The sequence below is a fragment of the Haloarcula ordinaria genome, assembly GCF_029338275.1.
Taxonomy (GTDB): domain Archaea; phylum Halobacteriota; class Halobacteria; order Halobacteriales; family Haloarculaceae; genus Haloarcula; species Haloarcula ordinaria.
This window is the reverse complement of sequence record NZ_CP119789.1, coordinates 1911600-1934775: the sequence shown is the minus strand read 5'-3', so window position 1 is coordinate 1934775 and position 23176 is coordinate 1911600. Positions and strand designations below refer to the sequence as shown.

Here is a 23176-nt window from a genome sequence, read left to right as displayed (position 1 = left end):
ACCGCATGACATGAACGAAGCCGACGTCCGCGAGCGACTTCGAGCCGTCGAGGACCCGGACCTCGGGGCCGACATCGTGTCCCTCGGGCTGGTCAACAGCATCGAGGTCACCGACGACGAGGTCCGAGTCGACCTCGCGCTGGGCGCGCCGTACTCCCCGACCGAGACCGGTATCGCCAACGCGGTCCGCGAGGCACTGGCTGACCTGGACCGCACCATTGACCTCTCGGCGAGTGTCGACCGGGGCGTCCCCGAAGAGGGCGACCCGCTCCCGGGTGTCAAGAACATCATCGCCGTCGCCTCGGGGAAGGGCGGGGTCGGCAAGTCGACCATCGCGGTGAACCTCGCGGCCGGCCTCTCGCAGCTGGGCGCCCGCGTCGGGTTGTTCGACGCCGACGTATACGGGCCGAACGTGCCGCGGATGCTCGGCGCCGACGAGTCGCCGCGGGCCACCGAGGACGAGGAGATAATTCCCGTGGAGAAACACGGGCTGAAGCTCATGAGCATGGACTTCCTCGTCGGCAAGGACGACCCGGTCATCTTCCGCGGCCCGATGGTCGACAACGTGCTCACTCAGCTGTGGAACGACGTGCGCTGGGGCTCGCTCGACTACATGGTCATCGACCTGCCGCCCGGGACTGGGGACACGCAGCTGACGATGCTCCAGCGCGTACCCGTCTCGGGTGCGGTCATCGTCACGACCCCCCAGGAGGTCGCACTCGACGACGCCCGCAAGGGCCTTCGGATGTTCGGTCGCCACGAGACACCGGTGCTCGGCATCGTCGAGAACATGTCGTCGTTCGTCTGTCCCGACTGCGGGGAGGCGCACGACATCTTCGGGAGCGGGGGCGGCCGCGAGTTCGCCGAAGAAACCGACATGCCGTTCCTCGGGGAGGTCCCACTCGACCCGAGCGTCCGGGAGGGGGGCGACGGCGGCCGCCCCATCGTGCTCGACGAGGACAGCGAGACGGGCGAGTCGCTCCGGGACATCGCCGCACGTGTGGCTAACATGCAGGGCATCGTCCACCGGCGCAAGCAGTCCGAGTCACGGCAGTCGGACTCCGTCCCGGAGCAGTGACTACCGGGCGTCGCGAGTAGCGAAGAAGAACAGACAGATTACGCTTCGACGGCGGCGTTCTGCTTGCGAGTGACGTAGCCGGCGATGCGGTTGCGAACGCCCTTGGACTCGATGTTGGTCACTTCCTGGACGACTTCCTTGTTGTGCTCGAAGTCGGCGCCGAACGCGTCCGGGTATCGTTCCATCAGGAGTCGCCCTGTCTTCTTGACGTAGGCGGGTTTGATTGCCATGCGCGTTCCTTGCTCTGTGGCACTCAAAAAGGGTTCGAAACGCATGTCGCGGTTCCAGTCGAGAGTCGACCCCGTGCCAGGGCCTTGGCATCCGGCCGAGAGTTTATGAAGCAATCCGGGGCAAGCGCTGGCCGTGTCCTGATTCGTCGCGGCGGCGTGTCCCGCGTGAGTGCGACACAGCACGTCGTCCCCCGGTTGTGTCGCCTGTTCGTTACCACTTCGTGTCCACGAGCGCTTCGAGTCGCTCGAACGCCGCCTGGTCCCGGTCGCTCCCGGCGGTCTCGACCACGGACTCGAAGTACCGCAGTCGCTCTAGCAGCGTCTCGCGGTCGTAGGCCTCGACATCGAGCCGTGACGCCGCTACTGTCGCCTCGACGACGGCCGCGTGTCCACGGTTGGTCGTGGGGACGACGCGACGACGCACCACTGTCTCGACGGGCCGGAGCGCCCACCTCACCCATTGGGTTCCCGCGTCGGTCCCCTCTGCTCTGTGGTCGACCTCCGCTCGCGCCCACGCGTCGGCGCTGTCGAGCACCGGATCAGCCTCCTCGCGCACGGCGAGGGCAGCCTCGACGAAGTCCACCGGGTCCCGGGTGAACTGGACGTAGCCCTCCCCACGCTCCGAGAAGTTCCGCCAGGTCCGGGTCCGGCCCCAGGTCGTCGCCGTCGCCACGCCGTCGTCGCCGGGTTCGTGGAGCCCGAGCGCCGCCACGTTCCAGCGGTCGTTGGGCCCCAGCGTCGTCACGACGGTCTCGGTGACGCCGGCCAGTTCGACCGGCCACCCCACTTCGCTCCCCGCCGCCTCGGTGTCGTCGCTCACACGACCAGCCCCCGGTCGAGAGCGACGAACAGCGCCCCGGCGACGAGGTCCGCCGTCGTTCCCGGGTTGATGTCGCGTTCGACGAACTCCGCGGCCAGTTCCGTGGCATCCTCCTCGCCGTCGAGGACTGCCTGTGCGCGTCGCTGGACCTCCTCCGCAGTCGCGTTGTCCTGACGCTTGACGACGAACGTGTCGGGTTCCGCGGCCAGCAGTTCGAGAAACGCTCGCGCGGCGCGGTCTGGAACCGGTCCCGTATCCGCGAGAATCGACTCGGCCGCGTCGAACACCCGCTCGAACTGCCCGACCCACTCGGCGGCGACGCCGTCGACGGGCGCGCTTCGCTCCATCACGTCGAACAGCGTCAGGTCCCGTGCTTCGAGGGCCGGAATTGCGTCGCTCCCCCGCCGGACGTCGAGCGGTTCCAGCCCCTCGGGCGGGTCCTCGACGGCGACGGAGACGTGTTCGAACGCCCGGTAGAAGTCCGCGGCGTCGGCGACCGTCGTCGCCCGGGCGACAGCGTCGACACCGTCGGGTGACAGCGCGTCCTCGTTCGACGCGGCGACGAGGGGCGCCAGCAGCAGCAGCGCGCCGAACTGTGTGTTGCCGGCCGACTGGTCGGCCATCCCGGCGACGGCCCGCTCGAAGGCGTGGCCGACCCGCTCGCCGTCCGCCGCGAGCTCAAGACCTGGACGTGCGCCTACAGCGCCGGCCATGAAGTGCTCGAACCGGAGGTCGTCGTAGTCGCGCTCCCGGTCAACGTTGCCCGGCTTGGGCGTCCCGGTGACTTCCAGCAGCAGGGCGAGTTCGGCGTTCTGGGCGACGGAACGACCAGTCACCGGGACACCTCCTGGGTGAACCAGTCGTCGACGGCCTCCCGGACCGCACGGAGGACGTCGGGGTCGTCGCTCGGCCGCCCGACGCTGACCGCGTCGGCCCCGAATTCCAGGTACTCACGCGCGGTCGCCCGCCCGCGAACGCCGTTGTTCGCGATGACGAACAACGAGGCAGCGTCGACGACGTCGGCGACGACGGCCTCGGAGTCCATCGCGTCGACGTGGATGGCCGACGCACCGGCCGTGTCGATCGTTTCGGCCACGGAACCCAAGTCGACGCCGTCGACCTCCGCTCTGACTTTCACCGAGACCGGCGCGCCCGCCCGGCTGGCTGTCCGGACGTGGGCCGCCAGTCGGTCGGGGTCTCGGAGGATGGTCTCTCCAGCACCGGCAGCGCACATCTCATCCTGGCGGCAGTGTGCATTCAGTTCGAGAATCGCACCGTGGTCGGCACAGACCCGGGCTGCCCGCTCTGTCGCCTCGGTGGTGGTGCTCCGCACGTTGAATGCAGGGCGAACGGGGACGTCCCGAATGGCGGCGAGCTGCCTGTCGACGAAGGCCATCGGGTCGTCCGGCAGGAACTCCGACCGGTCGCGGTCGACGAGTCGACGGGCGGCCGCTCTGGTCGCGTCGTCGAGCGAGATGCCGCCCAGGAACGCACAGCCGGCGTGCTCGGCACCGTCTCTGGCCCACGTCGCGTCGGCCTCGCCGCTGAGACTCGCCAGCGCGACCCGCGGTTGGAACATCAGGTCACCTCCGAGAGCACCGCGTCGACGGCCCGAGCGACGCGTTCGGCGTCCGACTCGGTGTCGAGTGTCGTATCCGTCCGGACGACCGGCCTGTCGAGCGCAGTCCCGTCGGCCTCGTCGAGGACGAACGCGTCGGCGAACGGATAGGCCTCGGCGACGCCCGCCGTGCTCGGGTCGCGGCCGGTCCCGGTCATCAGCGTCGCCGCCGGCCCGGAGAACACCTCGTCCTCGACGAACGGGGAGACGGCCACCACTGGCGTGTCTGCGAGGGCGCGCTCGATGCCCTCGACGGCGAGCATCGGTCCGAGCGACGTGACCGGGTTCGACGGCCCGACGACGACAGGGTCATCGAGTGCCGCCAAGACGGCGTTGGTCGCTGTCGCGGCGTCGGCCCCCCTGAACTCGACGTCATCGACCGGCGGGTCACCACCGCGTCCGACCCACCACTCCTGGAAGTGCATCGGTCCGTCGTCGGTGTGGACGATGGTCGCGACGGGGTCGTCGCTCATCGGCAACAGCGTTCTGGTGAGGTCGAACGCCTCGGCGAGCGTCCGGGTGACCTCGGTCAGTGACTGTCCGGCGTCCAGCAGCGAGGTTCGGGTCACGTGGACCGCGCGGTCGCGGTCGCCGATGTGCATGAATTCGGCGACGCCGGAGAACCGGCGCCAGTGGGCGATTTCACGCCCGGCGGTCTGTCGGTCTTCGGGGAGATACTGCGGGCCACTCGGCAGGTCCGCGGCGTCGGCCAGACGGAGGAGTTCGTCGTGTGTCTCGGCAGTGTCGTCGGCGATACCCCACCACGTCTCACGGTCGAGGACGCCGCCTGCGAGGAAGAGGACCGTGTCGAGGTCGGGACAGACCAAGTGGCCGCCCAGTTCGACGTCGTCACCGGTGTTGGCGACGACCGTCGTCTCGGCCGGCGCGAACACGTCGTCGGCGCCGGCGAGGAGTTTCGGCGTGCCCGTCCCGCCGGCGAGGAACGTCACCATACGCCGACGTGGGGGGACCGATTGTATAAACGTGGCCCCTGGCGGGCACCGAGACCGCAGATGACCCGGAGAGAATCAGCACTGAGAACCGAGCGGATACATTCAAGATGGTGGACTGAAAGACCATTGACAATCGCCGTCATGCAGCGACAGAACCCACATCGGTTCGCTCCGGCGGCCCCGGACGAATCGTTCGTCTTCGGCGCCTGCGCGCCGGGCTGGCACACGGCCGCGGGCCACGAGCGGGCGGTCGACGACTGGCTCGACTACGTGGCAGCCCGTGACATCGAGCGTGTCTGCTGTCTCATGCCCGGCCGCCAGCTCGACACCACCGGGCTGAACGTTGCTCGGTACCAGTCGGCGTTCGGTGAATCGAAGGTGTGTCACGCCCCGATACCGAACCACCACCTCGCCACGCCGGAGCAGTTGAACGGCGAGATACTCCCCTTCCTCGCGAACGCCCGTGACGCCGAAGAACGCACCGTCGTCCACTGTCTCGCCGGTATCGGCCGGACCGGACAGGTGCTCGCGGGCTGGCTGGTGTACAACCGGGACTACGGGCCCAAGAAGGCCACCGAGACGGTCCGAGAGATGGGGCGAGACCCGTCCGACGCCATCGAGGCGGGAAATGCCGACCCGGCGGACCTCACTGCCTTGCTCGCGTCCGTCGCGCGACGGTGACCGTCAGTATCGTTTTCAGCGGGGCCGACGTAGCACCGGACAATGACCACCATCAAGGACAGCGTCCACGACCATATCGCGGTCGAGGGCGTCGCTGCCGACCTGCTGGAGACACCGCCGGTCCAGCGGTTGCGCCACATCGCGCAGCTGGGGACGGTGACGCTCGTCTACCCCTCGGCGAACCACACCCGGTTCGAGCACTCCCTGGGCGTGTACCACCTCGCCGACCGGGCGCTGTCGGAGCTCGGTATCGAGGGGCAGCAGGCGGAGCGCGTCCGTGCAGCGGCACTCCTCCACGACGTCGGTCACTCGCCGTACAGCCACAACGTCGAGGCCGTGGTCCACCGGAAGACCGGGAAGTACCACGACGACGTCCACGAACTGCTCGACCGCGGGGCCGTCGCACGGGTTTTGACCGACCACGGGCTCAACCCGGACCGCGTCGCCGACCTGGTGGCCGGCGACGGAGAACTCGGGCAGCTCGTCTCCGGGGAGCTCGACGTCGACCGGATGGACTACCTCGTCCGTGACGCACACCACACGGGGGTCCCCTACGGCACCATCGACCACGAGCGGCTCGTTCGCGAACTGCGGTTCGTCGACGGCCAGCTGGTGCTCGACGAGGGGAACGTACAGACGGCAGAGTCGCTGTTGCTCGCACGCGCGTTGATGAACCCTACCGTGTACCAGCACCACGTCGCGCGCATCGCCAAGTCGATGCTCCGGCGGGGGACCGAGCGACTGCTGGCGGCGACGAACTCGACGGCCGACGACCTGCGGCGGTGGGACGACAAGGACCTGCTGGTGCGCCTCCGGCGCTGTGCAGAGACCGCCGAATACGCGCGTCGGCTGAGCGAGCGCGACCTCTACAAGCGGTCGGTGTGGGCCGAGCGTCCCGCGGTCCCCGACGACCTCCTCGATGGGGAGTTCCGGGACGTCCGCGCTCTGGAACACGCCATCGCGGACGCGGCCAACGTCGACCCCGACACGGTCATCCTCGACGTGCCGCCCGAGCCGACGATGAAGGAGTCGTCGAGCCGGATTCTGGTCAACGGCGAGGTGCGCCGCCTCGGCGAACAGTCGACGCTCGTCAACGCGATTCGGGCGGCCCAGCACGACCAGTGGCGACTCGGGGTCTACGCGCCGGAGTCAGAGAGCGAGCGGGTCGGTGAGGCGGCGGTTCGCGAACTCGGCCTCGACATGGACGGCGCTCGCGTCAGGGACGTCCGGCACGGAATCCACGCGACCCTCGACGAGTTTAATTGAGCGACCGTTCAGGACTAGCTATGATACTCGAAGGGACGATTCTCCGCGGCCCATCGTTCGACGCGGTCGAGGGCCGCGTCGTCGTCGAGGACGACCGCATCGTCGCGATCGAGGAAGACGAAGTGTACAGCGACGATATCGTCCTCCCGGCGTTCGTCAACGCCCACACCCACGTCGGTGACTCCATCGCCAAGGAGGCCGGCGAGGGACTGAGTCTCGAGGAACTCGTCGCCCCGCCGGACGGGCTGAAACACCGACTGCTCCGCGAGGCCGACCGAAGCGAACTGGTGGCGGCCATGGAACGGAGTCTCGACTACATGGAGCAGTCGGGGACCGGCGCGTTCGTCGAGTTCCGCGAGGGCGGCGTCGAGGGCGTCCGTGCACTGGACGATGCACTCGAGGGCTCGCGTCTCGAAAGCGTCGTCCTCGGTCGGGAGTCCGTCGACGTCCTCGAAGTCGCAGACGGGTTCGGTGCCAGCGGCGCCAACGACGCCGACTTCTCCAGCGAGCGGCGCGCGACCCGGCGCGCGGACAAGCTGTTCGGCATCCACGCCGGCGAGGTCGACACCACCGACATCAACCCGGCGCTCGACCTGGACCCCGACTTCCTCGTCCACCTGGTCCAGGCCGAACCGCTCCACCTCAACCGGGTTGAAGACAGCGGGATGCCCGTCGCGGTCTGTCCCCGCTCGAACCTCGTCACCGACGTGGGCCTCCCGCCCGTCGAGGAGCTCATCGAGCGGACGACAGTCGCGCTCGGGACTGACAACGTGTTCCTCAACAGTCCCTCGATGTTCCGCGAGATGGAGTTCACCGCGAAGCTGTACGACCTGACTGCCCACGAGGTCCTGGCCATGGCGACGGGCAACGGGGCCGAACTCGCCGGGCTCGACTGCGGTGTCCTCGAAGTCGGCCGCCCGGCACGGCTGACCGTGCTCGACGGGAATTCGGACAACCTGGCTGGCGCGCAGAACCCCGTCCGGGCAGTCGTCCGGCGGGCAGGGACGAGTGACGTCAAGCGCGTGGTCCTCCCCGAGTCGTAGTCTCGTGTGCTACCACGCACCAAACACCTATGCTGTTACCTGACCAACAGGAACGTATGTACGACCGGATACTGCTGCCGACCGACGGCTCGGAGGAGATGGAGCACGTCATCGAGCACGCCGTCTCGCTCGCGAAGACCCACGGCGCGACGGTCCACGGTCTCTACGTGGTCGACACCGGCCGTTTCTCGGCGTTACCGGCCGACAACTCGTGGGAGGGTCTCACGCAGATGCTCAGGGAGGAGGGCGAGCTGGCGCTCGACGAACTGGAAGCGTACGACGAGCGGGAGGTCGTCGTCGAGGGCAGGATGGTCGAGGGCGACCCGACCAACGAGATACTGGAGTACGCCGTCGAGACCGACTGTGACGTCATCGTCATGGGGACGCACGGCCGCGGCGGGCTCGATCGGCTCCTGCTCGGTAGCGTCGCCGAACGCGTCATCAGGCGGTCACACGTCCCGGTCGTCACGGTCCCGGTCGGCCGCGGCAAGCTGCGCGACGACCCCGAGTCGGCCGTGCAAACCGCGAACTGACGGAGTCCGGACAGCATCTCCCGCCCGTTCGGCGCTCAGACCGGGCGGAGGTGGTCACAGTCGCCGGCCGTGATAGTCACCCGGCCGGTATCTGTCTCGACGACGAGCGCGCCGGGGAACTCGATATCGACGGCCTCGCCCTCGACGGTGCCACTCGGTGTCTCGACGCCAACGCGCCGACCCAGCGTCGTCGCGTACTCTCGCCAGGCGTCGACGACCGTCTCGGGCGACTGTCGGAGCGCGTCGAACTCCTCGAGGACGCGCTGCGTGAATGACCGCCGGTCGACCGGGCTCCCGCGCTCGGCCTCGAGACTCGTCGGGTCGGCGTCGCTCGGGAGGGCCGCAGGGTCGACGTTCGCGTTGATACCGATGCCGACGACCACCCAGGAGACGCGGTCGGCCTCGCCCTCCATCTCGGTGAGGATACCGACGAGCTTCCGGTCGTCGACGAGCACGTCGTTCGGCCACTTGATGGTGGCGTCGACGCCGGCCCCGCGAGCGGCCCGGGTGACGGCGACGGCTGCGGCGAGCGTGAACACCGGGGCGTGCGCCATCGGCGCGTCCGGACGGAAGAGCAACGAGAGCCAGATGCCGCCGCTCGGCGACGACCACGCGCGGTCGAGTCGGCCGCGGCCGCCGGTCTGTTCGTCGGCCAGCACCACCACGTCGGTCGCTCCCTCGGCAGCCAGGTCGCGAGCGCGGGCGTTCGTGCTCGGGATGCTGTCGTGGTACTCGACCTCGAAGGGGGCGCCGAGCTCGTACGCTACTGCGGCGCCGCCGAACTCCGGGACCGACGCCAACCGGTACCCGTCGTCCCCGCTCTCGACGTCGAATCCGCTCTCGCGCAGTCCCTCGACGTGCTTCCAGACGGCCGCACGGGAGACGCCGAGCGCCTCGGCCAGTGCCGGCCCGGAGACCGGCCCGTCGGCCAGCGCCTCCAGAACCCGGTGTCGTGTCTCGTTCATACTCGACGGTTCGACAGGGGGAGATAAAAACCGCGTGGCGAGAGTGACCCGACGACCGAACAGTTAGCCGATGACGAACATGAGGTCGCCCATGTCGACGGACTCGCCCTCGCCGATGACCACCTCGTTGATGGTGCCGCTGCGCTCGGTGACGATGTCGTTCTCCATCTTCATCGCCTCCAGGACACAGAGCACGTCGCCGGCCTCTACCTCGTCGCCTTCGTCGACGTTGACCTCCAGGATAGTCCCCTGCATCTCGGCGGTGACCTGCTCACCTTCCGCGCTGGACCCACCGGACCCGCCGCCACCGCCACCGCCCGCTGCCGGACGGTCCGGACGGTCTGTGCCGCCCGCGTCGACGTCACCGACGTTGATTGGCGGGGCGCCGCGCTCCTCGAGATCGACCTCGAAGCGCTTGCCGTTGACCTCGACGGTGAACTCGCGTTCGACGACCTCCTCGTCCTCGTCGGCCGCCGAGTCAGAGTCGTGGCCCCACTTCTCCTGTGCGGCCTCGATTCGCTCTTTCTCGAGCGTGTTGTCCAGGTACTTCGTCGTGTGCGTGCCGCCGACGAACACCTCGTCGGTGAGCATCAGGCGGTGGAACGGGATGACCGTCGGGAAGCCCTCGATGTCGAACTCTCCGAGCGCGCGTTTCCCGCGCGTGATGACCTCGTCGCGGTCGGAGCCGTGGACGATGAGTTTCGCGATCATCGAGTCGTAGTCCGTGACCAGGTCGTCGCCCTGCCGCAGCGCGTCGTCCATCCGGACACCGATACCGCCCGGCGGGTCGTAGACCTCGAGCGAGCCGCTGTTGGCCGGGGCGAAGTCCTTGGCGGCGTTCTCGGCGTTGATGCGGAACTCCATCGCGTGGCCGTCGACCGCCACGTCGTCCTGGGCGAAACTCAGGTTCTCGTCCTGGGCGACCCGGATCTGCCACTTGACGATGTCGATGCCCGTTATCTCCTCGGTGACGCAGTGTTCGACCTGGATACGGGTGTTGACCTCGAGGAAGTAGAAGTTCGTGTCGGGCCCCAGCACCTCTCCTGGTTCGCGGTCGGTGTCCTCCTCGACGAGGAACTCGACGGTGCCGGCGTTGTAGTAGTCAGCCTCACGAACGCCCCGGCGGGCGGCCTCGCCAATCGTCTCGCGGAGTTCGTCCGACAGGGCCGGTGAAGGCCCCTCCTCGATGACCTTCTGGTGGCGGCGCTGGAGCGAACAGTCGCGTTCGCCGAGGTGGCGGACGTTGCCGTCGTGGTCGGCGATGATCTGGATCTCGATGTGGCGCGGGTTCTCGAGGAAACGTTCGAGGTAGACGGAGTCGTTCGAGAAGTAGGCCTCGCCCTCACGTTTCGCGGATTCGAGCTGCTCTTCTATCTCGTCGGGGCTCTGGACGATCTTCATCCCGCGGCCACCGCCACCGCCTTCGGCTTTGATGGCCACCGGGAAGCCGTGTTCCTCGCCGAACGCCTCGACCTCGTCGGGGTCATCGACGGGGTCGGTCGTCCCAGGGACGATGGGCACGTCGGCCTCCTGCATGATCTTCCGGGCCTTCGTCTTCTCGCCCAGCGCCTCCATCGCGTCGCCGGCCGGACCGATCCAGGTGAGGCCGTCCGCGGCTTCGACCTTGCGGGCGAAGTCCGCGTTCTCCGCCAGAAAGCCGTAGCCGGGGTGGATGGCGTCGGCGTCGGCCTGGTGTGCAGCGTCGACGATGGCGTCCTGGTCGAGATAAGAGTCCGCCGCTCGCGCTGGTCCGACGTTGTACGCCTCGTCGGCGAACCTGACGTGGCCGGAGTGCTTGTCGGCCTCGGAGTAGACGGCGACCGTCCCGATTCCCAACTCCTCGCAGGCACGCATGACCCGTACCGCGATCTCCCCGCGGTTCGCGACGAGTACCTTGTCGAACATATGCCTCCTTACCGAGACTCACCTCATAAAACTAGGCGGAACTGTAATATCGTCGCTCCGTCGTCTCTCGTATAGAGTGGACGCTCTATGGATATCACAGCGCGCGCTCGCGGAACGTTGCTCGGACTGGCGTGTGGCGACGCCCTGGGCCGGCCGGTCGAAGGGTGGCCGCGGTCACGCATCGCCAGCGAACACGGCCGCCTGACGGAGATGCAAGACCGTGGGATTCACGGCCTGCCGGCCGGTGAGGTGACCGACGACACGGAGCTGGCCCTGTGTCTCGCCCGGAGCCTCGTGGAGTCGGACGGGTTCCATCCGGACGACGCCGCCCGGCGGTTCGCGGAGTGGTTCGAGGGCGACCCGACGGGTATCGGCGGGATGACGAGGCGGGTGCTCTCCCGCGTCGCGACCGGCGAACCGTGGGACCAGGCCGCCGAACACGTCTGGACGCAGAGTCCCGAAGGGCAGAACGCCGGCAACGGCAGCGTGATGCGCTGTGCACCACTGGCGATACGGTACGCGACGGACGCCGAGACGCTCGTCGAGACGAGTGTGGCGTCCTCGCGACTGACCCACTGGGACCCGCGCTGTACCCACGGGTGTTCGGCGCTGAACCTGGTCGTCGCCGGCTTCCTCCGGGGGGAAGCGGACCCGGTGTCGATGGCGCTCGAGCGACTGAGCGACGACGCGCCCGCGGCTGTCACGGTCGCCCTCCGGGAGGCGTCGACCACGACGGACCCGACGATGCTCCCCGTGACCGCCTACGTCGTCGACACCCTGGAGGCCGGCGTCGGGCACGCGCTGCTGGCGGAGACAGCCGAAGAGGCCATCGTCACGGCGGTCAACAACGGCGGGGACACCGACACCGTCGGCGCCGTCGCAGGGGCCGTCGCCGGGGCCCGGTTCGGGGCGGAGAGCCTCCCGGCAGCGTGGCTCAACGAGCTCACTGTCCGGGACGAGGCAGCGGCCCTCGCCGAACGGCTGGCCGACCAGGCAGGGTAGCTTCTACATCCGGTCGGTTCGACCGGCGGCGCTCCAGGGGTCCGTCGGTGCGTCTGCTGGAACTGTGACGTGGCGCCGTTGTGTGTCCGCGACCCGCTTCGAGAACGTCCACTCCTTGCCGTCCCAGGTCGGGTCGTCGCCCGCGGCGGCGGCCGCGGCCGCCGCGGCCCGCTGCTGGTCGGTCATGTGCGCCCCGATGGCGACGGCGATGGCCGCAGCCTCGTCGTCGGCGGCGTCCGGGAGCGCGTCCGCGACCGCTTTGACGAGCTCGACGTCGACGTCGGCGGAGTCGGGTGCTGTGTCTGTGGCCATGGTTACAGTGGGATGTTCCCGTGTTTGCGGTCGGGTTGGTCCTTCCGTTTCCCTCGGAGGAGGTCGAGGTCTTCGATGAGTCGCGGCCGAGTCTCTTGTGGTTCGATAACGTCGTCGACGAACCCGCGCTTGGCGGCGATGTAGGGGTTCGCGAAGGCGTCGCGGTACTCGTCGATGAGCTGCTGGCGGCGGGCCTCGACGTCGTCCGCGTCGGCCAGTTCGTCGCCGTAGAGGACGTTCACGGCACCCTGTGGGCCCATCACGGCGATTTCGGCGGTGGGCCACGCGTAGTTCATGTCGGCGTCGATGTGCTTCGAGGCCATGACGTCGTACGCGCCGCCGTATGCCTTGCGCGTGATGACCGTCAACAGCGGGACGGTGGCCTCGGAGTAGGCGTACAGCAGTTTCGCGCCGTGGTTGATGATGGCGTTTCGTTCCTGGTCTTTGCCGGGCATGAACCCCGGCACGTCGACGAACGTCAGGATGGGGATGTTGAAGGCGTCACAGAAGCGGACGAACCGGGCGGCCTTCCGCGAGGCGTCGATGTCCAGCGTCCCGGCGTTGACCCGGGGCTGGTTGCCGACGACGCCGACGCTGTGGCCGTCCAGCCGGGCGAAGCCGGTGACAATGTTCCGGGCGAACCCCTCAGCGACCTCGAAGAAGGAGTCGGTGTCGACGATGCCGTCGACGACCTCGACCATGTCGTAGGGCTTCTGTGGCTGGTCGGGCACCGTCTCGACCAGCGACTCGTCGCGGCGGTCCGGGTCGTCCCAGGGGTCGACACTCGGCGGGTCCTGGACGTTGTTCTGGGGGAGATAGGAGAGGAGGTAGCGAATCTCGTCCATCGCGGCCTTCTCGTCGGCGGCGGTGAAGTGCGCCACGCCGGACTCGGTCGCGTGGGTCTGTGCGCCGCCCAGTTCGTCGAAGCCGACCTCCTCGCCGGTGACCGTCTCGATGACGTCCGGTCCGGTGATGAACATGTGGCTGGTCTCCTCGACCATGTAGACGAAGTCGGTGATGGCCGGTGAGTAGACCGCGCCGCCGGCACAGGGACCCATGATGGCCGATATCTGTGGGACGACGCCGCTGGCCTGCTGGTTACGGTGGAAGATGTCGGCGTAGCCAGCCAGGGAGTCGATACCCTCCTGGATGCGGGCGCCCGCGGAGTCGTTCAGTCCGATTATCGGCGCGCCGTTCTCGATGGCCTTGTCCATCACCTTACAGACCTTCTGGGCGAACGCCTCGCCGAGCGACCCGCCGAAGACGGTGAAGTCGTGGGCGAAGACGTAGACGCGGTCGCCGTTGACCGCGCCGTAGCCGACGACCACGCCGTCGCCGGGGGCCTCCCGCTCGGCCATGTCGAAGTTGGTCGAGCGGTGCTCACGCAGGGCGTCGATCTCGACGAACGAGCCGTCGTCGAGGAAGTAGTCGATACGTTCGCGGGCGGTGAGTTTGCCCTTCTCGTGCTGGGACTCGATGCGTTCCTCGCCGCCGCCGCGCTCCGCCTCCGCCTTCCGCTCGCGGAGGTCCTCGACGCGTTCGTCGTGGTTCACGCGACATCACGGCTCCGGGACCAGGACATACCGGTCCCGTGGAGTGCATCCGAGAAAAACGTTACCGGTGCGAACCGTCGGAGTTTTCCTCTCCTGTTCCCTGCTCTCTCGCGTGAAGAATATCACGGCAACACAGCACAATCCGTTTGGCTTCGAGCCGCCGTGTGAGCCGTTCGTGCCGGGCTACGGCGACGCGAACGCGGACTTCCACGTCATCGGCGACCACCCCGCCGTCCACGGCGGCAGCGAGTCGGGGATTCCGTTCACCGGGACGCCCGCCGCAGAGCGCCTCCAGCGAGCGCTCGTCGCCGGCGGGCTCCTGACGGAGGCCGGGACACCGCCGACAGTCGACAAGACCTACCTCTCGTATCTGTTCCTGTGTGGTGACCGTGTCCCGACCGAGGACGACTACGCGGACCACGAACCGATGTTCGACACCGAAGTTCGGGCTATCACCTCCCACGTCCTGCTGCCGGTCGGCGAACGGGCGACGAGACACGTCTTCGCGAACATGACTGCAGAGCCGACAGCCGACGTCGACATGGACGCCCTCCACGCGACGGAGGTCAAAGGGAGCGGGTGGCTGGTCTACCCCATCAAGGACCCCGCCAGCTGGACGGACGACGACGAGTCGGAACTCGTCGCCGCCCTCCGAGCGCTGCTCCAGACGGACTACCGGCAGGAGGCCGAACTCGGCCGATTTCTGCCCGGAGACTCGCTCTGGCGCGTCCGCTGACACGCGGTCGACGTCACCGTGTCACTGCGGGCCAACCTTCTTACTATAGGACAACAAACATACACGTATGGACTGTAGAGTTGTCGTTGAGGCGGCAGTTCCTGTCTACGACGTCTCGAACCCGGACGAAGCGGTTCGCATCGCCATCTCGAAGACCGGCGAGATGCTGAACCCGGATCTCAACTACGTCGAGATAAACATGAGCGAGCGCCACTGCCCCCACTGTGGCGACGCGCTCGAACCGGCGTTCATCGCGGCCGACGAGAGTCTCGTCGCCCTCGAGCTGGAGATGACGGTGTTCAACGTCGAGCGCGACGAGCACGCGGCCCGCATTGCCCGGAAGGAGATCGGACAGCGCCTGGAGAGCATCCCGCTCGACGTCGTGGCTATCGAGGAGGTCGTCGACGACGAATCGGAGTCCGACGGGTCAGAGGAGGCCGAGGAGGAAGAACCGGTCGTCGCGGGCGACGGCGACGACGAGGTGCTGCCGGAGTTCGAGGAGCTCATCGACGAGTAACTGCAAACGGATTGGACAGAGGGGTCTCGCTATCGGTCGTCCTGGGCGGGAGAGGAGAGGGAATCAGTCCGCGGCGGCAGAAACGGGTTCTTTCGCGTCGTCGGTCATCTCGGAGGTGATGCCGTCGACGAGGGCGAAGACGGCGGCCTTGTGGTCGGTCTTCGACTTGTGGATCGATGTCGGCTTCACGCCCAGTGTCTCGTACTCGTCGTGCTCGACTTCGGTGGCTGCGTCGGCCTCGTAGTGGTTCTGTACCTGTGCAAGCAGGCCGTGAAGATGGATGAGCTCCTGCTTCTTCATAGTCACCGCAGTCTAATAACTCGAAGTTTATAGTACTACTCTGACGAAGGTTAACACACTTCTAAAATCAACAATCGTTATACTCAGGCCGTCTACAGCCGGTTCTCTGCTGCCCGGTTCCGACAGACGGGGACGCCAGTCGGCGGGATTGGAAGCGCTTTTTTCGACCAGTGATCAAGTGTACGATATGGACTACGAGGAGCAACTCGACAAGGTGCTCGACGAGACGCCCGACGTCGAGGCCACGGACGAACGGTTCGAGCTCCCCGATACGGATGTCCGCCAGGAGGGGAGAGTCACGGTGTTCGAGAACTTCCGGGCGGTGTGCGACCGACTCGACAGAGACCCGGACCACGTGCTGAAGTACCTGCAGAGGGAGCTGGGGACGAGCGGACACATCGACGAGAGCGGCCGGGCCCGACTGGCCGGGTCGTTCGGGAGCGAGCGCTTGGACCGGGCCATCGACGCGTACTTCGACGCGTACGTTCGCTGTTCGGAATGTGGCCTCCCGGACACGCGACTCGACCGCGAGAACGGGGTCGAGGTCCTCCGGTGTGCGGCTTGCGGCGCGCGGACGGCGACGGGCGAGTAGTTACTGCAACCCCTTCAGCGTCTGAAGGTCGCGGTCGGTCCGGGTGAACTCCGCGAGCCGCCGGCTCGCGTGACAGTTGGGACAGTGATAGGTGGTCGTGTGGGGCGGCAACTGGGTGGGCGTCGACTCCCAGCCCTTCTTGCACTCGGGACAGAGCAGACGGACGTACGCTTCCTCCATGTATGATGATGACACACACTGGGCGTCGTATAAAAGTTTACTGTCAACTGTTCTGAAAATCTTGGTGAAATAAACCGGCGGATGAGAGAGAGAGTCGCGACTGGCTTACGCCGGGACGTTCTCGGCTTCGAGCAGCTCCTTGTAGCGGTTGCGGATGGTGACTTCGGAGATGTTGGCCACCTCGCTGACCTCGCTCTGGGTGACCTTCTCGTTGGTCAGCAGCGCGGCGGCGTAGACGGCGGCCGCGGCGAGGCCCACCGGTGACTTCCCGGAGAGCAGCCCGGCCTTCCGGGCGTTCTCGACGAGGTCACGGGCCTGGCGCTCGGACTCGTCGCTGAGGCCCAGCTCGGAGATGAACCGGGGCAGGTAGTGCTCCGGGTCAGCTGGCTGGACTTCCAGGCCGAGTTCGCGCACGATGTAGCGGTAGGTCCGGGTCAGCTCCATCTTGTCGACGCGGGAGACGACGGCCATCTCGTCGAGCGACCGGGGGTTGCTCGCCATCCGGGCCGAGGCGTACAGCGCCGACGTCGCGACGCCTTCGATAGACCGGCCGGGCAGCAGGTCTTCGCCGAGGGCACGGCGGTAGATGACGCTCGCGGTCTCACGGACGCTCTGGGGAAGCCCCAGCGCGGAGGCCATGCGGTCGATTTCGCCGAGCGCCTGCTTGAGGTTGCGCTCCTTGGAGTCGCGGGTGCGGAACCGCTCGTTCCAGGTGCGCAGGCGCTGCATCTTCTGGCGCTGCTCGCTCGAGAGCGACCGCCCGTAGGCGTCCTTGTTCTGCCAGCCGATGTTCGTCGACAGCCCCTTGTCGTGCATCATGTTCGTCGTCGGCGCACCGACGCGGGACTTGCGGTCCTTCTCCGAGGAGTCGAAGGCCCGCCACTCGGGCCCGTGGTCGATCTCGTCCTCCTCGACGACGAGGCCGCAGTCCTGGCAGACCGTCTCGCCGTGTTCGGCGTCCGTCAGGAGATTGCCGCCACACTCCGGACAGACGTCTATCCGCTCTGTCTCCTTGCGTTCGACCTCTTTCTCGCTCGTCTTCTCGTGGGTGCTGGTTCGTACTGGGGATTCACTCATGATTGGGGACCTCTCATTCTGCCGGGGGCGTAATGGTAAAAAGTACTCCCCGCTGGCGTCTTACCTATAGTAAGGGAGAAAAGTTTATAAACCTTTTGGTATTCGTGATAACAAATCGCATGACTGCGGTCGGGTGACCGAATCGAGCGCCCGCGCCACGTTCGGCGCCAACTGGGAGTTAGGACGATTCACGAGTGACGACACAGACGCAGAGACCACCCACGATGCGAACCTGGTCAGACAGTGAACAGGTGGCCCTCGGTCGGCACGTCGAACAGGCCGATCCGTGCGCCTGCGTCCAGCCACGCGTGCCCGTACGAGAAGGAAGCGAGCGCGTTGACCGGGTCCTCGTCGGCCCGGAAGTGGCGGCCGTCTTCGAGATACGACGACGCCATCTCCTGGCATTCGAGCGCGGCGTCGTGCATCGGCGTCCCCTCTGGCGGTGCGACGGCCGCGGCGTCCAGTGCCTCGGCGAGCAGTCCCTCGTAGCGGTCGGTCTTCTCTTCGAGGTCGGCGGGCATACCCTGACCGAGCGGGGGGCGGTGCCTAAGGGTGTCGGCGGGCGTGTGCGGTCCCGACTCGACAGCGCAAAATAATTACCCCCGTGGACAGTATCTGTGGGCATGACTGAGCCAGTAGAACACCGACGACTCATCATCGCCGGGTCGGGAATCGCCGGACTGACGGCCGCCATCTACGCCGCCCGGAGCAACAACGAGCCGCTGGTCCTCGAAGGCGACGAACCGGGTGGCCAGCTGACACTCACCAGCGAGGTCGAGAACTACCCCGGCTTCCCCGAGGGGCTCTCGGGTCCGGACCTCATCAACCGGATGAAAGAGCAGGCCGAGCGCTTCGGCACCGAAATCGAGCACGGCATCGTCACCGACATCGACGACAGCGAGCGCCCGTTCCGCGTCGAACTGCGCGACGGCACGGTCTACACCGCCGACGCGTTCATCGCCGCATCGGGGGCGAGCGCCCGCACGCTGGGCGTCCCCGGTGAGGACGACCTGATGGGTTACGGCGTCTCGACGTGTGCGACCTGTGACGGGGCGTTCTTCCGCGGCGAAGACATGCTCGTCGTCGGCGGCGGCGACGCCGCGATGGAGGAGGCGCACTTCCTCACGAAGTTCGCCGACACGGTGTACATCGCCCACCGGCGCGAGGAGTTCCGCGCCGAGGACTACTGGATCGACAAGATTCAGAAGAAAGTCGACGAAGGCGAGGTCGAAATACTGCGAAACACCGAACTGCTCGAGATACACGGCTCCGCCGAGGACGGCGTCGACCACGTCACGCTCGCGCGAAACGAGTCGGGGTACCCCTCGGAGAAACTCGACGACCCCGAGACCGAGACGTTCGACCAGTCGGTCGGCGCGGTGTTCGTCGCCATCGGCCACACGCCCAACACCGACTACCTCCAGGACACCGGCGTCGAGCTCGACGAGACGGGCTACATCGTCGCGAAGGGCGGCAAGGGCGCCGGCCAGACCGCGACGGACGTCGAGGGGCTGTTCGGGGCCGGCGACGTCGTCGACTTCCACTACCAGCAGGCGGTCACCGCCGCCGGCGACGGCTCGAAGGCCGCGCTGGACGCCGACGACTACCTCGAGGACCTCGAGGACACGACTGCGGACTCGGAGTCGGAAGCGGCCGCGAAAGCCGACGACTGAGCGCCACCGGCGAGGCGTGCAATTCTATCAGTCACTCTTTATCTCCTCTGGGCGCGTTATAACGGCAATGAAAACCATCGAGACGACCATCGATATCCACGCCCCCGCGTCCGCTGTGTGGGCGACGCTCGTCGACTTCGACGCGTACCCCGAGTGGAACTCGTTCGTGACCCGGATCTCCGGGACGCCCACCGAGGGCGAGCGACTCGAAGTCAGACTCGACCCGCCGGGGAGTCGCGAGATGACGTTCAAGCCACGCGTCACCGCCGCCACGCCGAACGAACACCTCGAGTGGCTCGGCAGACTGTTCGTCCCCGGCCTGCTGGACGGCCGCCACGAGTTCAGACTCGAAGCACTCGGCGAGAACCGCACGCGCCTCCACCACGGCGAGTCGTTCTCGGGACTCCTCGTCGGCCTCGTCCTCGACGTCGACGGCACGCGCCGCGGCTTCGAAGCGATGAACGAGGCGCTCAAGCTCCGCGCCGAGACGACGGGGAACGACCCCTACGTCGGCGAGCACGCCACGGCGTAGCCTCGCCCGTGCCAGGATTGCGACGGCGTAGCACTGACCCGACAGACCCTTCCGTCGCGTGTCCGAACCAGTTCGCATGGCAAGCGACACTGTCACGCTGACTATCGAGACGGACGACGCCACAGACGAGCTCACGGTCCCGAGCGGCCTGCTCGACATCCTCCGGGAGACGGACGACGAGACGGACCCCCAGGTCATCGGTGACCTCGCGATGTTCGGCCTCGCCCAGCGTATCCACAGCGCAGTCCACCACGCCCAGGGCGAACCGGACGCCGAAATCGCCGCCCTCGAGGAGCAGACGCTCGACCTGTTCGAGGAGCGCTTCGGGACGACCTTCGGCGAACTGACCGGCCACGACCACTGAGCGGGCCGCGGCACCGGCCACAGACGTGCGCTTCTCAGCGACCTGTGAACCGAGCGACAGCGCCGTCCCGCCGGTCAGAGCGTCCAGGTCAGCAGGACGCCGTCGTCGAGGCGCTCTACCTCGTCGAGATCGAGCGACGGGAACTCCTCGACGAACCCGTCGCCGTCGGCCAGCGTCGGCGCGTCACGCCCGCCGATGAGTTTCGGCCCGACGAACACGGAGAGCTCGTCGACCAGCCCCTCCGCGACGAGGCCGAAGATGAGTTCCCCGCCGCCCTCGACCAGCAGTGTCTCGATGCCCTCGCCCTCGAGTTTCCCGAGCGACGTCGTGAGGTCCACCTGGTCTTCGCCCGCCGCGAGGACGTAGGCGCCCGTCTCCTCCATCTGCTCGATGAAGTCCGTCGGAGCGGCCTCGCTGACGAGCAGATACGTCTCGGCCTGGCCGTCGAGGACCGTCGCGTCCGGCGGCGTCCTGATTCGGGAGTCGGCGACGATACGAGCGGGGTTCGGCGACTCGCCCCGCTTCCGACGTGCCTCCCGGCGGTCGGCGTCCTTGACGGTCAGCGACGGGTCGTCGGCGATGACCGTCCCGACGCCGACCATCACGGCGTCACAGTCGGCCCGCAGCTGGTCGACCCGGTCGAAGTCTTCGGGCCCCGAGATGGCGATCTGCTCGCGCCGCCGCGAGGAGAGCTTCCCGTCGGCGCTCATCGCGGCGTTGACGACGACGTGCATACGACGGGGTAGTCCACACCCGCAGAACCGACTTTCGGTTCCGGCCGTCTCAGAAGGTGGCGGTGTCGAGCGTCTCGACCAGTTCCGCCCGACCCTCGTTCGACGACGTCTCGAAGTCGGTCACCCGGAGTCGGACCCGCGTGTCGGCGGGGACGTGCTGGTCGAGCGTGAGCAGCGAGTCGCCGATGCGGACGATGCTCCGGTCGCCGTCCGTCCGCGTGACGAACGCGACGATGACGTCACCCGGCTCGAACGTCGGCGTCTTCGACCGGAACTGCCACCCGGCGAAGTACTTCTCGAGGAGGCTCATACCCGCGCCACCTCCTCGGACTCGCGGTCGGAGACGTACTCGCGGCCAAATCCAGTCCAGGCGGCCAGCAGGAACGTCACCAGGAGCAACCAGCCGTGGAAGACGAAGGGCACCACGGCGACGGGGTTGATGAGCATCGACTGTTCGAACCAGGGGTAGGCATCCGGCAGTCCCTGCATAGCCGCGATGCCGACCAGGACGCCGCCGGCCCACGGGAAGATGTAGCCCAGCGCGGAGGTGTTGGCGTCGAGGATGTTCGCCCGGCGGTAGCCGTTGAGGTTGAACCGCCGGCCGATGGTCGAGACGTACGGGGCGATAGCGATTTCCGCGGCGGTGTTGATGGTAATCATCGCGTTGACCGTCGCGGTCCCGAGCACCATCGTCGTCTCGGCCCGGGTGACCGTCGTCGCGACGTGGTCGAGCAGCCAGTCCTGCAATGCGGCGAAGCCGCCGCCCCGAATCATGATGCGAGCGCCGGCGACGATGAGCAACGTCAGGACGATGAGCGGGAAGAAGCCCTGGGCGCCGTTGTAGATGCTCCCGCCCACGCCGGGGGAGGCGCTCGCGTCGACCACTTCGACGACCGGGAGCCCCGAGAGCGACTGGGCGACGCTCGAGCGCGCGGGGGCGCGGAAGACGAGCATCTCCGAGAGGCTGGCGAGGCCGAAGACGAGGTTCGCCGCGACGGCGACGACCAGGCCCCACGAGATGGCCTCGACGATGTGCCGGCCCCGGACGGCCGTGGCGATGACGACGCCCATCGAGACCAGATGGAGCAGGCCGGCCGGCTCGGCGCTCGCGACGAACACCGCGGCCGCGTCGCCCGCCACCTCGATGCCCGACATCATGCTCCCGGCGACGATGTACGCGCCGAGGGCGACGATAGCCGGGAGGATGGCGTACTTGAACCGCGAGGCGACGACGCCGCCGATGTCGGAGTCCTGCGTGACGGCGCTGACGATGGTGGTGTCGCTGACCGGCGCGAGGTTGTCTCCGAACACCGCCCCGGAGAGGATGGCCCCGAAGACGAGGACGGGGCTCGCTCCCAGCAGGATGCCCGCCGGGAAGAACAGCGTGGTGAACGCGACGGTGGTCCCGTAGCCGGTGCCGATGCCCGTCGCGAGGAGCGCCGCCAGGACGAACGTCGCCGCGGGGAACAGCGCCGCGCCGATGTCAACCGCGTTGGCCGCCCAGACGAGCCCGCCGACGAACCCGCCGGCCTGGATAGTCGCCGAGAACATCCCGGCCCACAGCCAGGCGACGATGGCCGTCGCCGCGACCCGCTGGGTCATCCCCTCGAAGATGGTGTTCGCGTAGGTCTTCCAGTCGCCCTTGACGAAGAACATCCCGACGATGAGCGCCAAGAGCATCCCGGCGACGAGCCCCGTCGTGTCGGAGATGCCGAGCAGCCCGCTCTGGACGATCGCCCACACGATGAACAGCCCTATCGGGAGCGCGCTGACCAGCTTCCCACCGTAGAAGTCGATGGTTGGGTCGCTCTGTATCCCGCCCGCTACGTCGATATCCAGTGAGTCCGTGACCGAACCCGAATCGTTCTCGTCCCGTTCCGACATATCTGGGCCATGCTCGGACTGCCCACACAAATGTGCCGGTTCCCGCGTCTGAAGTCCCGGGGCGTCAGCCCGACGCCTCGTCCGGCCGCTCCGCCAGCGCCGTCGCGTCGAGCTCCCTGACCACTCCGTCGACCGTCTTCAGCTTGAACCTCGTGCCGTCGATGACGAGCTCGGCCACGTCGAGGACGGCGTCGGACGACCACCCCTTGAAGCGGGCGACACCTGCCTCGTCTATCTCGACGAACGTCCGCGGTTTTTCCTGTGTCCCCATCGTCCAGTTGGCGTCGCCCAGCGATATCTCCTGCCCGCCGGTCGTCGCCCAGTTGAACACGCAGGCGTGCTGGGCTCGCGGTTCGTCGCTCCGGTCGTGGTCGGTCCGGGTCCACTCCTCGTAGTCGACGCCGAAGTGAGCGGCCCAGAGCTGCAGGTACTCGAAGTCGAACTTCTTCTTCCCGTCGTCGTCCCGCCCGGTCCGCCAGATGACGTGGGCGTCTGACGGTTTCGAGCCGAAGATACCGCCCACGTCAGTTCACCCCGTCGTCGGGCGCCAGACGCCCGCTCGCGACGGCGTGTCGCACGGTGCGAACCTCGGTGACCCGGGCCGGGTCGCACGTGCGAGCCATACGCA

Annotated in this window: 29 protein-coding genes; 12 read left to right on the top strand and 17 right to left on the bottom strand. The window is 67.6% G+C overall.

Annotated elements, in window-relative coordinates:
- Window positions 1–10 precede the first annotated feature (10 nt).
- Window positions 11–1078 (top strand): Mrp/NBP35 family ATP-binding protein, encoded by a 1068-nt coding sequence (locus tag P1L41_RS10260; protein ID WP_276295636.1) that lies wholly within the window; start codon window positions 11–13, stop codon window positions 1076–1078.
- Between the two features lie 38 nt (window positions 1079–1116).
- Here P1L41_RS10260 and P1L41_RS10255 read toward each other — a convergent pair whose 3' ends face one another.
- The 5 genes from P1L41_RS10255 to cofD form a co-directional block, all read right to left on the bottom strand.
- Entirely contained in the window at window positions 1117–1308 is a 192-nt protein-coding gene (locus P1L41_RS10255) for a 30S ribosomal protein S17e (protein ID WP_276295635.1), read from the bottom strand.
- A 211-nt stretch (window positions 1309–1519) separates the two neighbouring features.
- Window positions 1520–2128, bottom strand: coding sequence for a DUF447 domain-containing protein (locus P1L41_RS10250; RefSeq protein WP_276295634.1), 609 nt, complete (start codon window positions 2126–2128; stop codon window positions 1520–1522).
- Window positions 2125–2988: a triphosphoribosyl-dephospho-CoA synthase gene (locus tag P1L41_RS10245; RefSeq protein ID WP_276298455.1), complete on the bottom strand. Its 864-nt coding sequence runs from the start codon at window positions 2986–2988 to the stop codon at window positions 2125–2127. The genes P1L41_RS10250 and P1L41_RS10245 overlap by 4 nt, the downstream gene beginning before the upstream one ends.
- Window positions 2961–3707, bottom strand: coding sequence for a tRNA-dihydrouridine synthase (locus tag P1L41_RS10240; RefSeq protein ID WP_276295633.1), 747 nt, complete (start codon window positions 3705–3707; stop codon window positions 2961–2963). The genes P1L41_RS10245 and P1L41_RS10240 overlap by 28 nt, the downstream gene beginning before the upstream one ends.
- Window positions 3707–4699 (bottom strand): 2-phospho-L-lactate transferase, encoded by a 993-nt coding sequence (gene cofD, locus P1L41_RS10235; RefSeq protein WP_276295632.1) that lies wholly within the window; start codon window positions 4697–4699, stop codon window positions 3707–3709. Before cofD ends, P1L41_RS10240 begins: the two co-directional genes overlap by 1 nt.
- 126 nt (window positions 4700–4825) lie before the next feature.
- On the opposite strand from cofD, the gene P1L41_RS10230 reads away from it, so the two are divergent.
- The 4 genes from P1L41_RS10230 to P1L41_RS10215 are packed head-to-tail and all read left to right on the top strand — an operon-like array spanning window position 4826 to window position 8222.
- Window positions 4826–5380 (top strand): protein-tyrosine phosphatase family protein, encoded by a 555-nt coding sequence (locus P1L41_RS10230; protein WP_276295631.1) that lies wholly within the window; start codon window positions 4826–4828, stop codon window positions 5378–5380.
- Between the two features lie 42 nt (window positions 5381–5422).
- Window positions 5423–6646, top strand: coding sequence for an HD domain-containing protein (locus P1L41_RS10225; protein ID WP_276295630.1), 1224 nt, complete (start codon window positions 5423–5425; stop codon window positions 6644–6646).
- A gap of 20 nt (window positions 6647–6666) precedes the next feature.
- On the top strand, window positions 6667–7689 hold the full coding sequence (locus P1L41_RS10220; RefSeq protein WP_276295629.1) for an amidohydrolase family protein: 1023 nt from the start codon (window positions 6667–6669) through the stop codon (window positions 7687–7689).
- Window positions 7690–7745: 56 nt separating this feature from the next.
- Entirely contained in the window at window positions 7746–8222 is a 477-nt protein-coding gene (locus tag P1L41_RS10215) for a universal stress protein (RefSeq protein WP_276295628.1), read from the top strand.
- Window positions 8223–8257: 35 nt separating this feature from the next.
- On the opposite strand, the gene P1L41_RS10210 is transcribed toward P1L41_RS10215, so the two are convergent.
- Both P1L41_RS10210 and P1L41_RS10205 read right to left on the bottom strand, forming a co-directional pair.
- A complete protein-coding gene (locus P1L41_RS10210; RefSeq protein WP_276295627.1) occupies window positions 8258–9187 on the bottom strand; it encodes a biotin--[acetyl-CoA-carboxylase] ligase in 930 nt (309 codons plus the stop codon).
- Window positions 9188–9250: 63 nt separating this feature from the next.
- Window positions 9251–11092: an acetyl-CoA carboxylase biotin carboxylase subunit gene (locus tag P1L41_RS10205; protein ID WP_276295626.1), complete on the bottom strand. Its 1842-nt coding sequence runs from the start codon at window positions 11090–11092 to the stop codon at window positions 9251–9253.
- A gap of 87 nt (window positions 11093–11179) precedes the next feature.
- Here P1L41_RS10205 and P1L41_RS10200 point away from each other — a divergent pair, with 87 nt between their 5' ends.
- On the top strand, window positions 11180–12094 hold the full coding sequence (locus P1L41_RS10200; RefSeq protein ID WP_276295625.1) for an ADP-ribosylglycohydrolase family protein: 915 nt from the start codon (window positions 11180–11182) through the stop codon (window positions 12092–12094).
- A gap of 3 nt (window positions 12095–12097) precedes the next feature.
- On the opposite strand, the gene P1L41_RS10195 is transcribed toward P1L41_RS10200, so the two are convergent.
- On the bottom strand, window positions 12098–12406 hold the full coding sequence (locus P1L41_RS10195; RefSeq protein ID WP_276295624.1) for a DUF8022 family protein: 309 nt from the start codon (window positions 12404–12406) through the stop codon (window positions 12098–12100).
- Window positions 12407–12408: 2 nt separating this feature from the next.
- Complete coding sequence (locus P1L41_RS10190; protein WP_276295623.1) at window positions 12409–13959, bottom strand: acyl-CoA carboxylase subunit beta; 1551 nt, start codon at window positions 13957–13959, stop codon at window positions 12409–12411.
- A gap of 112 nt (window positions 13960–14071) precedes the next feature.
- On the opposite strand from P1L41_RS10190, the gene P1L41_RS10185 reads away from it, so the two are divergent.
- Both P1L41_RS10185 and P1L41_RS10180 read left to right on the top strand, forming a co-directional pair.
- Window positions 14072–14695, top strand: a complete 624-nt coding sequence (locus tag P1L41_RS10185) for a uracil-DNA glycosylase family protein (protein WP_276295622.1) — start codon at window positions 14072–14074, stop codon at window positions 14693–14695.
- Between the two features lie 67 nt (window positions 14696–14762).
- Window positions 14763–15212, top strand: coding sequence for a DUF555 domain-containing protein (locus P1L41_RS10180; RefSeq protein ID WP_276295621.1), 450 nt, complete (start codon window positions 14763–14765; stop codon window positions 15210–15212).
- A gap of 63 nt (window positions 15213–15275) precedes the next feature.
- Here the strand turns inward: P1L41_RS10180 and P1L41_RS10175 are convergent, their stop codons facing one another.
- Window positions 15276–15512, bottom strand: coding sequence for a UPF0058 family protein (locus P1L41_RS10175; protein WP_276295620.1), 237 nt, complete (start codon window positions 15510–15512; stop codon window positions 15276–15278).
- Between the two features lie 187 nt (window positions 15513–15699).
- Between P1L41_RS10175 and P1L41_RS10170 the strand changes: the two genes are divergently transcribed.
- On the top strand, window positions 15700–16104 hold the full coding sequence (locus P1L41_RS10170) for a translation initiation factor IF-2 subunit beta (protein ID WP_276295619.1): 405 nt from the start codon (window positions 15700–15702) through the stop codon (window positions 16102–16104).
- Here the strand turns inward: P1L41_RS10170 and P1L41_RS10165 are convergent, their stop codons facing one another.
- The 3 genes from P1L41_RS10165 to P1L41_RS10155 form a co-directional block, all read right to left on the bottom strand.
- The gene (locus P1L41_RS10165; protein WP_276295618.1) at window positions 16105–16284 is read right to left on the bottom strand and encodes a DUF7836 family putative zinc-binding protein; all 180 of its coding nucleotides are present in this window, start codon (window positions 16282–16284) and stop codon (window positions 16105–16107) included.
- Between the two features lie 105 nt (window positions 16285–16389).
- Entirely contained in the window at window positions 16390–17361 is a 972-nt protein-coding gene (locus tag P1L41_RS10160; protein WP_276295617.1) for a transcription initiation factor IIB, read from the bottom strand.
- Window positions 17362–17597: 236 nt separating this feature from the next.
- Window positions 17598–17882 carry a DUF357 domain-containing protein gene (locus P1L41_RS10155; RefSeq protein ID WP_276295616.1) on the bottom strand — a complete coding sequence of 95 codons (285 nt, stop codon included), beginning with the start codon at window positions 17880–17882 and terminating at the stop codon, window positions 17598–17600.
- A 102-nt stretch (window positions 17883–17984) separates the two neighbouring features.
- On the opposite strand from P1L41_RS10155, the gene P1L41_RS10150 reads away from it, so the two are divergent.
- From P1L41_RS10150 to P1L41_RS10140, 3 genes are all read left to right on the top strand, one after another.
- A complete protein-coding gene (locus P1L41_RS10150; protein ID WP_276295615.1) occupies window positions 17985–19034 on the top strand; it encodes an NAD(P)/FAD-dependent oxidoreductase in 1050 nt (349 codons plus the stop codon).
- Window positions 19035–19101: 67 nt separating this feature from the next.
- Window positions 19102–19566: an SRPBCC domain-containing protein gene (locus P1L41_RS10145; protein WP_276295614.1), complete on the top strand. Its 465-nt coding sequence runs from the start codon at window positions 19102–19104 to the stop codon at window positions 19564–19566.
- Between the two features lie 76 nt (window positions 19567–19642).
- Window positions 19643–19930 carry a DUF7545 family protein gene (locus P1L41_RS10140; protein ID WP_276295613.1) on the top strand — a complete coding sequence of 96 codons (288 nt, stop codon included), beginning with the start codon at window positions 19643–19645 and terminating at the stop codon, window positions 19928–19930.
- A gap of 74 nt (window positions 19931–20004) precedes the next feature.
- Here P1L41_RS10140 and P1L41_RS10135 read toward each other — a convergent pair whose 3' ends face one another.
- The 4 genes from P1L41_RS10135 to P1L41_RS10120 form a co-directional block, all read right to left on the bottom strand.
- Window positions 20005–20664, bottom strand: a complete 660-nt coding sequence (locus P1L41_RS10135; RefSeq protein WP_276295612.1) for a 2,5-diamino-6-(ribosylamino)-4(3H)-pyrimidinone 5'-phosphate reductase — start codon at window positions 20662–20664, stop codon at window positions 20005–20007.
- Between the two features lie 49 nt (window positions 20665–20713).
- A complete protein-coding gene (locus tag P1L41_RS10130; RefSeq protein WP_276295611.1) occupies window positions 20714–20974 on the bottom strand; it encodes a DUF7513 family protein in 261 nt (86 codons plus the stop codon).
- Complete coding sequence (locus P1L41_RS10125; RefSeq protein ID WP_276295610.1) at window positions 20971–22548, bottom strand: Na+/H+ antiporter NhaC family protein; 1578 nt, start codon at window positions 22546–22548, stop codon at window positions 20971–20973. The genes P1L41_RS10130 and P1L41_RS10125 overlap by 4 nt, the downstream gene beginning before the upstream one ends.
- A gap of 64 nt (window positions 22549–22612) precedes the next feature.
- Complete coding sequence (locus tag P1L41_RS10120) at window positions 22613–23071, bottom strand: hypothetical protein (protein WP_276295609.1); 459 nt, start codon at window positions 23069–23071, stop codon at window positions 22613–22615.
- Window positions 23072–23176 lie beyond the last annotated feature (105 nt).

Bases quoted from the DNA above. Each gene is read 5' to 3' on its own strand.
- P1L41_RS10260 (WP_276295636.1), top strand. From the start codon at position 11: ATGAACGAAGCCGACGTCCGCGAGCGACTTCGAGCCGTCGAGGACCCG.
- P1L41_RS10255 (WP_276295635.1), bottom strand. From the start codon at position 1,308: ATGGCAATCAAACCCGCCTACGTCAAGAAGACAGGGCGACTCCTGATG.
- P1L41_RS10240 (WP_276295633.1), bottom strand. From the start codon at position 3,707: ATGTTCCAACCGCGGGTCGCGCTGGCGAGTCTCAGCGGCGAGGCCGAC.
- cofD (WP_276295632.1), bottom strand. From the start codon at position 4,699: ATGGTGACGTTCCTCGCCGGCGGGACGGGCACGCCGAAACTCCTCGCC.
- P1L41_RS10225 (WP_276295630.1), top strand. From the start codon at position 5,423: ATGACCACCATCAAGGACAGCGTCCACGACCATATCGCGGTCGAGGGC.
- P1L41_RS10220 (WP_276295629.1), top strand. From the start codon at position 6,667: ATGATACTCGAAGGGACGATTCTCCGCGGCCCATCGTTCGACGCGGTC.
- P1L41_RS10215 (WP_276295628.1), top strand. From the start codon at position 7,746: ATGTACGACCGGATACTGCTGCCGACCGACGGCTCGGAGGAGATGGAG.
- P1L41_RS10210 (WP_276295627.1), bottom strand. From the start codon at position 9,187: ATGAACGAGACACGACACCGGGTTCTGGAGGCGCTGGCCGACGGGCCG.
- P1L41_RS10205 (WP_276295626.1), bottom strand. From the start codon at position 11,092: ATGTTCGACAAGGTACTCGTCGCGAACCGCGGGGAGATCGCGGTACGG.
- P1L41_RS10200 (WP_276295625.1), top strand. From the start codon at position 11,180: ATGGATATCACAGCGCGCGCTCGCGGAACGTTGCTCGGACTGGCGTGT.
- P1L41_RS10195 (WP_276295624.1), bottom strand. From the start codon at position 12,406: ATGGCCACAGACACAGCACCCGACTCCGCCGACGTCGACGTCGAGCTC.
- P1L41_RS10180 (WP_276295621.1), top strand. From the start codon at position 14,763: ATGGACTGTAGAGTTGTCGTTGAGGCGGCAGTTCCTGTCTACGACGTC.
- P1L41_RS10175 (WP_276295620.1), bottom strand. From the start codon at position 15,512: ATGAAGAAGCAGGAGCTCATCCATCTTCACGGCCTGCTTGCACAGGTA.
- P1L41_RS10170 (WP_276295619.1), top strand. From the start codon at position 15,700: ATGGACTACGAGGAGCAACTCGACAAGGTGCTCGACGAGACGCCCGAC.
- P1L41_RS10165 (WP_276295618.1), bottom strand. From the start codon at position 16,284: ATGGAGGAAGCGTACGTCCGTCTGCTCTGTCCCGAGTGCAAGAAGGGC.
- P1L41_RS10160 (WP_276295617.1), bottom strand. From the start codon at position 17,361: ATGAGTGAATCCCCAGTACGAACCAGCACCCACGAGAAGACGAGCGAG.
- P1L41_RS10155 (WP_276295616.1), bottom strand. From the start codon at position 17,882: ATGCCCGCCGACCTCGAAGAGAAGACCGACCGCTACGAGGGACTGCTC.
- P1L41_RS10150 (WP_276295615.1), top strand. From the start codon at position 17,985: ATGACTGAGCCAGTAGAACACCGACGACTCATCATCGCCGGGTCGGGA.
- P1L41_RS10145 (WP_276295614.1), top strand. From the start codon at position 19,102: ATGAAAACCATCGAGACGACCATCGATATCCACGCCCCCGCGTCCGCT.
- P1L41_RS10140 (WP_276295613.1), top strand. From the start codon at position 19,643: ATGGCAAGCGACACTGTCACGCTGACTATCGAGACGGACGACGCCACA.
- P1L41_RS10135 (WP_276295612.1), bottom strand. From the start codon at position 20,664: ATGCACGTCGTCGTCAACGCCGCGATGAGCGCCGACGGGAAGCTCTCC.
- P1L41_RS10130 (WP_276295611.1), bottom strand. From the start codon at position 20,974: ATGAGCCTCCTCGAGAAGTACTTCGCCGGGTGGCAGTTCCGGTCGAAG.
- P1L41_RS10125 (WP_276295610.1), bottom strand. From the start codon at position 22,548: ATGTCGGAACGGGACGAGAACGATTCGGGTTCGGTCACGGACTCACTG.